Below are 11,894 nucleotides of genomic sequence, written 5' to 3' on the forward strand. Positions count from 1 at the left end.
AGGCGCAGGTGGAGGCCGAGTTCGAGGAACTGTCCGAGGAGCCGGCGGCCGGTGGCTTCCCTGTGCCGCCGCTCGACCTGCCGCACTACCACGGGCCGGCTCACCACAGGTAGCCGCCGGTGGCGCCTGATCGGTGTCCGACAGCGCTTCAGGCGAGGAGTTCGTCGGCGGCGACGAGCAGGTTGAGCGCGGTGGGGTTGGGTGTGCCGCCGCCCGACAGGATGCGGGAGGCGATGCGTTCCAGCATCGTAGGGAGGTCGTCGCCGCGCGAGGCGGCCGCGGCGGCGTGCGTGTGGCGCCAGCGCAGCAGCAGCTCCAGGCCGCAGGCGGCCTGGGTGGCGAGCAGGGACAGCAGGTCCACGTCGGCGAGTTCGCCGCGCAGGGCGTCCGAGCGGTCCAGCACCTCCAGGACGCCGATGCACTCCTCGTACCGGATCAGCGGGGCCGCCATGATGCTGCTCGGGACGTAGCCGGTGGCCTCGGCGGCGTAGCGGGCGAAGTACGCGACCTCCTCAACGTCGTCGGCGATCATCGGCTGGCCGCTCGCCGCCACCCACCCCGCGATCCCCGTCCCCTGCGGGAAGCGCGTGCCCAGCAGGTGTCCCTCGCCCTTGCCCGAGACGGCGGTGAAGATCAGCTCGCCGGTGTCGCCGTCGATGAGGAAGATCGAGGCGGCGGCGGAGTCGAAGACGTGCCTGGCCACCTCGACCACGGACATCAGCAGCCGGCGCTCGGTGAGCTCGACGTCGCCGGGTGGCAGCGGGTCACGTACGGCCATTGATGCCTCCAGGGTCTTCTGTGACGTTGTTCGCGGCCAGGAAGAGCACCGACTTGAGCTGGAACGGTGTCAGCCAGGGGTGTTTGCTCAGGATGAGGGCGCAGATGCCGGTGATGTGGGGGGCGGCGAAGCTGTTGCCCGTGCTGCGGATCCGCCTGCCGCCCGGCCAGGCGACCGGGACCCGCACCCCGCGCGCATGGAACTCGGCCGGCGGTGCCGGGTTGTAGTAGTACGTCAGGGGGTCGTTCTCGTCGTGGCTGGCCACCGAGATGACGGAGGAGAACGTCCACGGGTAGCTGACCACCGGCATGTTGTGCGCGGCGGCCACCAGCATGGTGCGGCGGAAGTACGCGCGGTCGGCCAGCTCCTGGAGCGGGCCCTGGAACTCGTGGCGGGTGGTGGACAGGCTCAGGTTGATCACGTCGAAGCCCTCGTCCACCGCCCAGCCCAGGCCCGCCAGCAGCGCCGCCCCGCTGCCCGACCGGCCGTCGGTGAGCACCCTGACCGAGGTGAGCTCGGCCGCGGGGGCGATCGAACGGATGATGCCCGCACAGGCCGTCCCGTGACCTGCCGGGTCGGTCGGCTCGCAGTCGATGACGGCGGCCGCCTCTGCTCGCGGTGGTCCGGTGCCGCTGGTGGTGCGCGCGGTGGTCGCGGTCATCGCCGTGTCGGCGATCACCTCGTCCGTACGGGCCTCGCCCTGGACGACCACCAGGGATCGGGCCAGGCCGCCGACCAGGGGGTGGGTGCCGTCCACTCCTGTGTCGATCACGCAGACCCGGACGCCGGAACCGTCCGAGCCGCCCCAGGCCCACTCGCGGTCGATCTCCCCGTGGCGGCTCACCTCGAACGCCTCCACGCCCAGGCGGGAGGTGGCCTGGCCCCAGGCAGGCATGCCGGGGAAGGAGGTGGGGCGGGCTCTGCGCCACGGGGGCGGGGGCGTCCCGGCGGAGGCTGTCGTGCTGCTGCTCATCGGGCCGCCTCCCCGCCGCGACCGGCGCCGGGACCGGTGCCGCGGTTCCGGGGCCAGGCGGCTCCTTTGGCCGCATAGGAGCGCCGGGCCAGGTCAACGGCCTCGTCGGCGCGCCGCGGGTGATGCGCCGCGCGGTAGGTGTCGGCGAGTTCGGTCAGGACGTCGCCGCGCAGGCACGGGTCGTCGGTGCGGTCGAGCCGTTCCGCCGCCTCGCCGGCCAGCGTGACGGCCCGGTCGTGGTCACCTTCGAGCGAGGCCAGACGGGCGTGCAGGGCCAGCAACATCAGCTCGCCGCGCGCCGGCAACCGCACGCCCGCGATCGGCACGTCGTCACGCGCCCGCGCGGCGTTCACGTCGTCCTCCGCACCCGCGGCCCCCACGCCGTCACGCGCGTGCGCGGCCGCCACGCGGGCCAGGGTCTGGGTGGCCTCGCTGTGGCGGCCCTGGCGTATCAGCTCGCGGGCCGCGTAGATGTCCAGGGTGGCGGCAGGGCCTGGGTGGCCGGCGGTGCGCAGGGCGGTGGCGGCCTGGCGGAAGCGGGTGGCGGCGGCGCGGGGGTGGGCGTCGAGGGATTCCACCAGGCCGCTCACCTGGGTGACCGCCGTGGCGGCGAGGTCGAGGTGGAGGTCGGTGGCGTGGCGGGCGGCGGTGGTGAGGACGGTACGGGCCTCCCGTATCCGCCCTGCGAGGGCCAGCAGCCGGGCCTGGGTGACCAGTACCGGGACGAGCAGGGCCCGGTCGTCCGCGAACCTGGCGGAGAGCTCGGTGCACAGGGCCAGGCCCTCGGGGATCGGGGTGGGCGACCATTGGGCCAGCTCGCAGACCCCGCTGAGCAGCCGGTTCTCCTCGTAGCGGTCGCCGAGGGACCGGGCCCGGTCCAGGCCCGCGCGCAGTGCCGCCTCCGCGGCGCCGAAGCGCCCCTCCCCCAGGTGGGTGAGCGCTTCCAGCTCGTGGAAGCGGCACCAGCTCAGGTCGTCGTCCGGCTCGGCGGTGAGCAGGTCGCGCAGCGGGTCCAGCGCGGGGTGAGCGAAGCCGAAGCGCAGGCTCAGCGTCTCGCGCTGGATCGCGCAGGTCAGGCCGGTACGCCGGTCGCCGGGCAGCATCCACTCGGCGGCCTCGACGGCTGCGTACGCCTGCTCGCCGTCGCCGCGTGCCAGGGCGGCGTCGCAGATCCGTACGGCGAGCCGCCGGTGCTCGGGGTCGCCCGGCGGCAGCAGCTCGCGTCCGCGCTCCAGCAGGGCGAGTGCGGCGGGCAGGTCCTTGCGGTGGGCGGCGTGGGTGCCCGCCCCGATGAGCGCGCGGGCGGCGCGTACGGTGAGCGCGGGCAGCAGCGGGTCGTCCGGCTGGACCTCGCGTTTGAGCAGGCACGCCGTCTCCAGGTGGTGCGCGAGGTCCCCTTGCGACGGCTCGTCGAAGGAGCCGGCCGGTGGGTGGCAGGGCTCCCGGTCCTCCGTGGAGGGTGGCGGGGTGTGGGTGAGGTGGTCGGCGAGGGTCAGGTGCCAGGTGGCTCGCAGGTCCTTGCGAGTCATCGCGTACACGGTGTCCCTGGTCAGGGTCTGGGTGAACTGGTACGCACCGGGCAGCTCCGCGCGGCGGATCATACGCTGTCGCAGCAGGCTCCACAGTGCCTCGTCCGCGTCGAAGGAGCCGGGGAGCAACGCCGTGAGGCGGTCGCGGGTGAAGACCTGGCCGATGGTCGCGGCACGTTCGAGCACGTCGCGTTCCCCGTCCCCCAGCCGGTCGAGCCGGGCCGCGATGAGCGCCTGGACGGTGGGCGGCAGCGGCGCGCCGGCGCCCTCCTCGGCCAGCGTCTCCAGCATCAGCTCGGCGAAGAGCGGGTTGCCGTCGGCGCCCTCCGCCACCCGTTCGAGCAGGGGGTCGGCACCGTGGGCGACCACCTCGCCAGGAGGCGGGGCGAGACAGGAGACCAGCGCGCGCATCTCGTCGGTGTCGAGGGGGCCGAGTTCCAGCGCGTACGCGCACGCGATCCCGCCGCCCCAGGTGGGCCGCAGGTCGAGCAGCTCGGGCCGGGCCACGCAGACGAGCAGCACGGGCACATCGAGCAGCCGGGCCGCCAGTTGCTCGATGAGGTCGAGCAGGGTGGGCTCGGCCCAGTGCAGGTCCTCCCAGATCACCACCAGGGGCCGGCGCCGGGCCAGGGCCTCGAACAGCCCGCGTACGGCCCGCGCGATCTCCTCCACCCCCGAGGTGCCGTCGGTGGCGGCGAGGCCGTGCAGGGCCCGTACGCTCGCCGGCTCCAGCTCGGGCGCGACGAGCGGCCAGTCGCCGTTGAGCGCTTCGAGCATCTCGGCGATGGGCCGGTAGGTGATGCCGGCCCCGTACGACGGGCACCGCCCCACGAGCACCGACGCCTCGGCGGGCAGCCCGCCGGTGAAGTCGCGTACCAGCCGGGACTTGCCGATGCCGGCCAGCCCGAGCAGCGTGACCACGCAGCACCGGCGGTCGCGGGCGGCCCGCCCGTACGCCTGCCTGAGCTGCCGTGCCTCCTCCTCGCGGCCGATCAGCGGCGCCTGGTCGCCCTCCCGGGCGGCGCCCGGCGCGCCGAGCGAGAGCAGCCGCCACGCCCGCACGGGAGCGCGCTTGCCCTTGAGCCGCAGCGGCGGCACCGGCTCCACCTGCGCGTGCGCGCGCACCATGCGGGCCACCTCTTCCCCCATGAGGATGTCGCCGGCGCCGGCCGCCGACTGCAGCCGGGCGGCGGTGTTGACGGTGTCGCCGGTGACGCGCAGGTCGGCGCCGGGCAGGTCGGTCACCATCGCCTCCCCCGCCGCGATGCCGCAGTGCACCTCCAGCCGGATGCCGTGGGTGGGCGCGAGGTCGTCGCTGAGCCGATGGACCCGGGCGAGCGCGGCGTGCGCGGCGCGTACGGCACGCAGCGCGTCGTCCTCGCTGCTGGCCGGGACGCCGAACACGGCCATGACGGCGTCGCCGATGTACTTCTCGACCACGCCGCCGTGCTCGGCGATGCCCGCGGTGCAGGCGCGGTGGTAGCGGTCGAGTACGGTGCGCAGCAGCTCGGGGTCGAGCCGCTCGGCGAGCTCGGTCGAGCCGACCAGGTCGACGAAAACGACGACCACGCGCCGGCGGGCCGGGCGGGCGGCCCTCGTGCTCATACGAGCTTGAGGTCCTGGCCCTCGACCTCGCCGGCCGCCGCGTCCAGCCTGGTCTTGATCGAGTTGAGCAGCTCGACCTCGGGCCTGCCCAGCTCGGCGAACACCTGCCGCTGCCGCTCGTTCAGCAGGTCGACGGGGTGTCCTGCGGCGCGCAGCGTGGCCAGCGCGTCGAAAGGCTTCTCGCGGTCCATCGGTCAACCTCCCGGGCAGGTGGGCACTGATCTGCACGCTATGTCCGGCCGGTTTCGCGCCGGTATGGCGGCGGCATGCCCGCGCCATAGCGGCCGTTCCGGCTAACCGGGGCCATGGCCGGGCCATACCGGTACGCAACCGGGCTCTCCTAGCGTTCGAGATCGGAGGCGCTCTCGTCCGGGGCGCCCGCGGTCGATGCGAGCCGTCCGGAGACTTCCATGACTCTTGTTTCCGATGACCTGATCAATGATCGTGACCGGCAGCTGATCGTCATGCTGGCCACCGGGTACACGACGACGCGGATCGCGCGGGAGATGCGCCTGAGCAGGTACACCGTGGCCGAGCGGATCGGCAAGCTGCTCGACCGCTTCGCATGCAGCAACCGCAGCCAGCTGGTGGCGTACTGCTACGCCCACGAGCTGCTGCACGTCGGCGTCTGGCCGCCGGCGTGCTCGTGACCGGTTCTATGCCAGGTGCTCGGCGAGGAAGCGTTCGACGGCGGCGTAGTACGTCTTCCTGTTCTCCGGCCTGAGCAGCCCGTGGCCCTCGTTCTCGAACAACAGGTACTCGTGCGGCACCCCGCTCGCGCGCAGCGCCGCGACGATCTGCTCGGCCTCCTGGCGGGGCACCCGTACGTCGTTCGCGCCCTGCACGATCAGCAGCGGGATCGTGATGTCGGCGGCCCTGGACAGCGGCGAGCGCTCCCACAGCAGGTCGCGCTCGGTGGCGGGGTCGCCGACGTGGGCGCGCATGAAGGTGTCCACGGTGCGCCGGTAGGCGGCGCCGCCCTCCAGCAGGGTGATGAGGTTCGACGGGCCGCACAGGTCGATGGCGCAGGCGTACGCGCCAGGGGTGAAGGCCGCGCCGGCCAGGGCCGCGTATCCGCCGTACGAGCAACCCATGATCGCGACCCTGGCCGGGTCCACGGCGCCACGGGCGGCGAGGTACGAGACGGCGTCCAGCAGGTCCGTCTGCATCGCCGCGCCCCACTGCTTGGCGCCCAGGTTGTGGAAGTGTTTGCCGTAGCCCACCGAGCCGCGGAAGTTCACCTGGACACAGGCGTAGCCGCGGTCGGCGAGCAGCTGGGCCTCCTCGTCGAAGCACCAGGAGTTACGCCACCACGGGCCGCCGTGCACGTTCACCACGGCCGGCAGGTCGCGGCGTTCGGCGCCGGGCGGCCAGGTCACGTAGCCGTGCACCTCGACGCCGTCGCGGGCGTCGAACACGAACGGCTCCATCTCGGCGAGCCGGTGGCGCTCCAGCTCGGGCTGGTGGGAGAAGAGGAAGCGCACACGGTCCTCGTGCCGGTCGTAGACGTAGTAGCGGATCGGCGCGTCGCAGGCGACCACGGTCACGACCCACGTGCGGTCGCCTCGCTCGGAGCGGTCGATGTCGAGCTCGCCGTGCACGCCCAGCTCCGCGAGCCGGTCGCTCAGCCGGGTGACGGCCCGCGCGTAGCCGTCGTCGAGGAACAGGCGCTCGTCGCGGTCGCGGCCGAACACCACGGCCTGCGGGCGGCGGTGGATCGGGTCCACCTCCAGGGCCTTGGCGTCGTACACGGGGTCGGCGGCGAGGAGCGTGCGCCGGCCGGTGGCGGCGTCCACGGCGTACAGGCGGGTGGCGTTCGCGCCGATGGACGAGAGCAGGTAGATGGTCTCGCCGTCGCGGGAGTAGCCGGCGACGCGGGTGCCCATGGCGTCCTCGCGCGGCACCTCCAGCCACGGCGTGGGCTCGTGCGCTCCCGGCCTGGTCAGGTGGATGGTGAGGGTGCCGTCCTGGTTCATGGTGGTTCCGCCGCGGATGCGCAGGCCGGGGTCGATCTCCCAGCTCAGGTAGCCGGGATTGTCAGCGATCTTGGTGAGCTCGCCGGTCGCCAGGTCGAGGCGGTGGACGTCGTGCAGCTCGGGCCGGTCCTTGTTCAGGCCGATCAGCATCGTGCCGGGCTGGGAACCGTTGTGCGCGAGCACGCGGGCCTGCACGCCCTCGAACGGGGTGACGCAGCACTCGGCGCCGGTGTCGAGATCGACGAGGTAGAGCCGCCAGCTCTCGTCGCCGTCGCGATCTTGCAGGTAGTAGAGCGTACGGTCGTCGTGGCAGAACCCGGCCGACCTGATGCCCCGTCCGCGATCCTTGGTGACCGGCATGGCCTGGTCCTGGGCGTCGGCCGGGCCGGCCCAGACGTTGAGCACGCCGTCGTCTGGGGCGAGGAAGCGCAGCCTGGTGCCGTCCGGTGACAGCGCGGGGGCCAGGTAGGCGGGGTTGCCGAACAGCAGGCTGCGCGGGATCAGGCGGGTCATCAGATACCTCCGTGGAAACCCCCGCCTTCAGGCGGGGAAGGAATCGGACCCCTGCGGAGCAGGGCGGGGGCAGCCGATTCGCCGTCAGGCGGACCGTATTTATCGAACACGCATACGATCTGTTGTTGATCGGCGGTAGGTTGTGGGTTGTGGCGCAGATCGTGAAGCGGGCCTACAAGTACCGCTTCTATCCGACTCCCGAGCAGGCCGGCGAGCTTGCCCGGACGTTCGGCTGCGTCCGCTTCGTCTACAACAAGGCGCTCGAGGAGCGCACCCGCGCCTACCGGCTTGAGGGCCGCCGTGTCTCCTATGTAGAGTCCTCCGTGCGGCTGACGGAGTGGAAGCGCAGCGGCGAGTTCGACTTCCTGTTCGAGGTGTCGTCGGTCCCTCTTCAGCAGGCGTTGCGGCATCTTCAGGCGGCGTTCGCGAACTTCTTCGCCAGGCGCGCCAAGTACCCGGCGTTCAAGTCCCGGAAGAGGTCCCGGGCGTCGGCGGAGTACACGCGTTCGGCGTTCCGCTGGCGTGAGGGCACCTTGACACTGGCGAAGATGGACACACCGCTCGATATCGTGTGGTCGCGTCCGCTGCCGGAGGGTGCGCGGCCGTCCACGGTCACCGTCTCCCGTGACAGCGCGGGACGCTGGTTCGTGTCCCTCCTGGTCGAGGAGAAGATCATCCCGCTCCCGCCCGCCGGGCGGAGCGTCGGTGTGGACGCGGGCATCACCGCGCTGGCGACGCTCTCGACCGGCGAGAAGATCGTCAACCCCAAGCATGAGCGCGCGGATCGGCGCAGGCTGGCCAAGGCTCAGCGGGCCCTGGCCCGTAAGGAGAAGGGGTCGAACAACCGGGCCAAGGCCCGGGCCAGGGTCGCCGGGGTGTACGCCCGGATCGCCGACCGCAGAAGAGATCACCTGCACAAGGTCACGACACGGCTTGTTCACGATAATCAAGTGATCGCCGTGGAAGACCTGACCGTCCGCACCATGGTCAAGAATCACAGTCTGGCTCGCGCCATCTCCGACGCCTCGTGGCGAGCGATGCGGGGCATGCTGGAGTACAAGGCCGCGTGGTACGGGCGGAGCGTGGTGGCGGTGGACCGCTGGTTCCCCTCCTCCAAGCTGTGCTCGGCGTGCGGGGCCCTGCAAAAGAAGATGTCGCTGAACGTCCGGGAATGGATCTGTGCCTGCGGCGCGGTCCACGACCGGGACGTCAACGCGGCCAAGAACGTGCTCGCCGCCGGGCCGGCGGAGAGCTGAAACGCCTGTGGAGCGGGTGTAAGACCTCAACGAGAGTCCTCTCGGACGGGGCGACCGGCTGTGAAGCAGGAACCCTCACGGGCGACCGTGAGACTCCCCCTCGTTGACGAGGGGGAGGATGTCAAGGCGTGCTCTCCTGTTCGGCGATCAGGGTCTGGGCGCGGAAGATCCGGGTCGCGAGCTGGTGGCTGGTCAGCGCGGCCCGGCTCAGCAGGGTGTGCCGCGGGGCGCCGTCCTGGCTGACGGCCATCCGCCACGACGGGTCCGCCACCTCGGCCACGGCGGCCTGGAGCTCGGGGGTGCGGCAGGGTTTGACGCCGCCGTGCCCGGCCAGCTCGCGGTCCAGGCGGAGTGCGGTGAGCGCGGCGATCGACATGCCGTGAGAGTGGACCGGGTTGACCGCGACGACCGCGTCGCCGATCGCGAGCACCCCTTCCGGCAGGGGCGCGCGTTCGAAGAAGCGCCGCCTGTTGGCGGTGTCGCGGTACGGGCGGATGCGGCCGAGCGGCGTGGCCGCGGCCATCAGCTCCCCGATGAGCGGGCTGCGCAGGCCGCGGGCGAACGCGGTGAAGCCGGGCTCCCTCACGGGCGGGTCGCCGGTCAGGGTGACGACCCAGCGGCCGTCCTCGATGGGGAACAGCGTGGCCCCCCGCGCGGGGCCGTCCGAGTGCGGGTGGATCATGATCGCCGGTGTGGCGGCGGCGCGTCGTGCGGGCGCCCGGTAGAGGCGGGTCGCGTACGCCAGCTCCGAGGCGACCACCGTCTCCTCGATCTGCGGCACGCCGAGCCCGGCCAGCCAGCTCGGGGCCTTCGAGCGGCGGCCCGTCGCGTCCACGACGAGATCGGCCTCCACGGTCTGCGGCGGGCCGCCCGCGCGGCCGACGGTCACGCCGGTGACGCGGCCGGCGTCGCCGGTCAGGCCCAGCGCTTCGGTGTCCGGCCACACGGTGACGCCGCGCAGGGCCCTCCGGCGTACGACGTGCTCCAGCAGGGCGCGGGTGCACGAGATGAGGTACGCGCCGGTGTCGTGCCGGGCGAACCAGCCGTCCGCGCTGAGGATCAGCGCGTCGCCGGTCAGGTCGCGGCGGTGCGCGCCATGGGCGTACAGGGCCTTGAGCGTGCCGGGCAGCAGCTCCTCCAGCGCCCGCGCGCCGCCGGTCACCAGCACGTGGCTGTGGTGCGCCTGCGGCAGGCCGCGCCGGGGCAGCGGGACTGACGGGTAGCGGTCGCCCTCGACGAGCAGCACGTCGTCCGCGTGCCGGGCCAGCACCGCGGCGGCCAGCACGCCCGCGAAGCCGCCGCCGAGGACCACCGCGCGGGTCACGCCGGGCTCTCCTCGAACATGCCCTGGTCCACCATCGTGCCGATGAAGGCGTGCACGTCCGCCACGATGCGCTTGATCAGGGCCGGGTCGGTGCCGGCGAACTCGCGGGACAGGGTCGAGGCGACCGGCTGGGCCTCGCCGCCGCCCGCGACGGCGAGCCAGATCTTGGAGCCGGTCTCGTTCAGGGTCCGGAAGTCCCCGGTCTCGGTGTGGTAGAGCGAGATGCCCTCGCCCGTCTCCTGCCACACCACGGCGTCACTGATGCGGAGCGACACGCGCCACCTCCTGCTGTCTTGTCATCGGATGGGAGTTATCGGGAGCAGTTCGCCGACCCGGGCACGGGCGGGCGGCTCGGGCGTGGGCAGCGAGACGGGGACGAACGTCTTCCAGTCCTCGTGCACCGCGTGCACCTCGCCGGTGGCGACCAGGCGCGGCGTGGTCATCTCGGTGTCGTGCGCGGCGATCTCGCGGGGGTCGACGCCGGCCTCCTGCCACATCTGGGTGACGACGCCGTGCCGCAGGATGCGGCACAGGTGGCGGCTGTTCCTGCGGGCGTCGCCCGACTCGGCCATGTGCGCGGCGCGGCAGCCGCCGCCGCAGGTGGCCTTGATGTAGCAGCGCTCGCAGTCGTCGTGGTACTCGCCGCCGAAGACGGTGCTCGTCCGCATGCCGCGCAGCACGGGCGTGGCGAAGATGTCCTCCAGCGACTGCCGCCTGACGTTGCCGGCGAAGTGCTCGCGGCCGGTGACCAGCTTGCACGGGTAGACGTCGCCCAGGGAGTTGATGTAGATCTCGCTGCCGCCCATGCCGCAGTTGCCCTTGATCGAGCAGGGCGAGATGGGCTTGGGGCCGAGCGGGCGCAGCTTCCCCGCGACCGGCACGGTCCACACGAGCTGCTGGACGCGCAGGTGGTCGGCCCAGCCGAAGTCGTACTCGTCGGTGATCCCGCGGCCCAGGTTGTTGTGGTACATCAGCCGGATCGAGTTGACCTGGAGCCCCTCCATGAAGGTCGCGAAGTCCTCCAGGTGGTGCACGTTCTCCGAGGTGACGATGTGGTTGATGCTCGGCGCCACGCCGGCGTCGTTGAGCAGCTCCAGTGCCCGGTACGTCTTGGCGAACGCTCCCGCGCCCCTGGTGCGGTCGTGGGTCTCGGCGGTGGCGCCGTCCATGCTGACCGTGACGTTGCCGAACAACTCGGCGAACCTGGCGGCCTGCGCCGGTGTCCTGATCATCGTGGCGTTGGTGATGATGTTGCATCTCAGGCCGCGCTCGTTGGCGTGCTCCACGATCTGGAACAGGTCCTTGCGCAGCATCGGCTCGCCGCCGGTGAACACCATGAGCCCGGCGCCGAAGTCGGCGATCCGCGAGACCAGGTCGAGGGATTCGGCGGTGTCGAGCTCGCCCGGCAGGCATTTCTCCGAAGAGGCGTAGCAATAGGGGCAGCGCAGGTTGCAGCCGTCGGTGATGGCGTAATAAACCGTCTGCAACGCGGGCTCGGTCAGCTTGATCTTCGGATGGTTGCCGTTGTAATAGACGACCCAGCTCAGAATCAGTTTGGCGAGCGTGCGTTCGGTCTCCCTGGTGGGTTCGAGCGCTTCGCCGGTCCTGGCCAGGGCCTGTAACACGCCGAATTCCCGCTCGTCGAGCACGCATCGGCCGCCGGCGTGCGGATTGACCACCAGATATTCTCCGGTGCGCGCGAAATACGTCAGCCCGTCCGGCACCTCGAACAGGGCGCGGTTCGCTGTCAGCTTCCCGGGCATGTCCACTCCTTGTGTCGCGTCGGCTCGCAGGTGCGGCCGCCCGCACCTGCGAGCTCGCCTGCCGGCTACTGGGCGTTCTGTCCCGACCCGGACCAGAGACCGCACGCGCAGAGCATGCCCGGCTCGAAGTTCTGCTGCGTCGCCTCGGGGGTGGTCCAGCCGCCGATGGAGTGTGCC

At 72.1% G+C, this 11,894-nt stretch carries 9 protein-coding genes and 1 pseudogene; 2 read left to right on the forward strand and 8 right to left on the reverse strand.

Translation table 11 applies throughout. The annotated features are described in order from the left end of the window. Positions 1-148 precede the first annotated feature (148 nt). From AB0K18_RS47620 to AB0K18_RS47635, 4 genes are read right to left on the reverse strand one after another with little or no spacing between them, the layout of a single operon-like run. The gene (locus tag AB0K18_RS47620) at positions 149-778 is read right to left on the reverse strand and encodes a GAF domain-containing protein (RefSeq protein WP_355425643.1); all 630 of its coding nucleotides are present in this window, start codon (positions 776-778) and stop codon (positions 149-151) included. Next, complete coding sequence (locus AB0K18_RS47625) at positions 765-1,751, reverse strand: S8 family serine peptidase (RefSeq protein WP_364928953.1); 987 nt, start codon at positions 1,749-1,751, stop codon at positions 765-767. The genes AB0K18_RS47620 and AB0K18_RS47625 overlap by 14 nt, the downstream gene beginning before the upstream one ends. After that, complete coding sequence (locus tag AB0K18_RS47630) at positions 1,748-4,885, reverse strand: AAA family ATPase (RefSeq protein ID WP_364928955.1); 3,138 nt, start codon at positions 4,883-4,885, stop codon at positions 1,748-1,750. The genes AB0K18_RS47625 and AB0K18_RS47630 overlap by 4 nt, the downstream gene beginning before the upstream one ends. Then, positions 4,882-5,076, reverse strand: a complete 195-nt coding sequence (locus AB0K18_RS47635) for an aroma-sacti cluster domain-containing protein (RefSeq protein WP_364928957.1) — start codon at positions 5,074-5,076, stop codon at positions 4,882-4,884. The genes AB0K18_RS47630 and AB0K18_RS47635 overlap by 4 nt, the downstream gene beginning before the upstream one ends. Before the next feature lie 219 nt (positions 5,077-5,295). On the opposite strand from AB0K18_RS47635, the gene AB0K18_RS47640 reads away from it, so the two are divergent. Next, positions 5,296-5,535: a LuxR C-terminal-related transcriptional regulator gene (locus AB0K18_RS47640; protein ID WP_345409094.1), complete on the forward strand. Its 240-nt coding sequence runs from the start codon at positions 5,296-5,298 to the stop codon at positions 5,533-5,535. Between the two features lie 6 nt (positions 5,536-5,541). On the opposite strand, the gene AB0K18_RS47645 is transcribed toward AB0K18_RS47640, so the two are convergent. Then, positions 5,542-7,374 (reverse strand): S9 family peptidase, encoded by a 1,833-nt coding sequence (locus tag AB0K18_RS47645; protein ID WP_364928959.1) that lies wholly within the window; start codon positions 7,372-7,374, stop codon positions 5,542-5,544. A gap of 149 nt (positions 7,375-7,523) precedes the next feature. Between AB0K18_RS47645 and AB0K18_RS47650 the strand changes: the two are divergent. Continuing rightward, positions 7,524-8,702: pseudogene (locus AB0K18_RS47650) on the forward strand (RNA-guided endonuclease TnpB family protein); the annotation flags it as partial. Positions 8,703-8,751: 49 nt separating this feature from the next. Here AB0K18_RS47650 and AB0K18_RS47655 read toward each other — a convergent pair. From AB0K18_RS47655 to stsB, 3 genes are read right to left on the reverse strand one after another with little or no spacing between them, the layout of a single operon-like run. Then, positions 8,752-9,954, reverse strand: coding sequence for an FAD-dependent monooxygenase (locus tag AB0K18_RS47655; protein WP_364928961.1), 1,203 nt, complete (start codon positions 9,952-9,954; stop codon positions 8,752-8,754). Beyond that, entirely contained in the window at positions 9,951-10,229 is a 279-nt protein-coding gene (locus AB0K18_RS47660) for a PqqD family protein (protein WP_364928964.1), read from the reverse strand. Before AB0K18_RS47660 ends, AB0K18_RS47655 begins: the two co-directional genes overlap by 4 nt. 21 nt (positions 10,230-10,250) lie before the next feature. After that, the gene (gene stsB, locus AB0K18_RS47665) at positions 10,251-11,717 is read right to left on the reverse strand and encodes a StsB family radical SAM/SPASM domain sactipeptide maturase (protein WP_364928967.1); all 1,467 of its coding nucleotides are present in this window, start codon (positions 11,715-11,717) and stop codon (positions 10,251-10,253) included. Positions 11,718-11,894 lie beyond the last annotated feature (177 nt).

The sequence above is a fragment of the Nonomuraea sp. NPDC049421 genome, from assembly GCF_040677005.1.
Classification (GTDB): domain Bacteria; phylum Actinomycetota; class Actinomycetes; order Streptosporangiales; family Streptosporangiaceae; genus Nonomuraea; species Nonomuraea salmonea.

Coding starts and splice junctions, on each gene's coding strand:
- AB0K18_RS47620 (WP_355425643.1), bottom strand. CDS start 778: ATGGCCGTACGTGACCCGCTGCCACCCGGCGACGTCGAGCTCACCGAG.
- AB0K18_RS47630 (WP_364928955.1), bottom strand. CDS start 4,885: ATGAGCACGAGGGCCGCCCGCCCGGCCCGCCGGCGCGTGGTCGTCGTT.
- AB0K18_RS47635 (WP_364928957.1), bottom strand. CDS start 5,076: ATGGACCGCGAGAAGCCTTTCGACGCGCTGGCCACGCTGCGCGCCGCA.
- AB0K18_RS47645 (WP_364928959.1), bottom strand. CDS start 7,374: ATGACCCGCCTGATCCCGCGCAGCCTGCTGTTCGGCAACCCCGCCTAC.
- AB0K18_RS47625 (WP_364928953.1), bottom strand. CDS start 1,751: ATGAGCAGCAGCACGACAGCCTCCGCCGGGACGCCCCCGCCCCCGTGG.
- stsB (WP_364928967.1), bottom strand. CDS start 11,717: ATGCCCGGGAAGCTGACAGCGAACCGCGCCCTGTTCGAGGTGCCGGAC.
- AB0K18_RS47640 (WP_345409094.1), top strand. CDS start 5,296: ATGACTCTTGTTTCCGATGACCTGATCAATGATCGTGACCGGCAGCTG.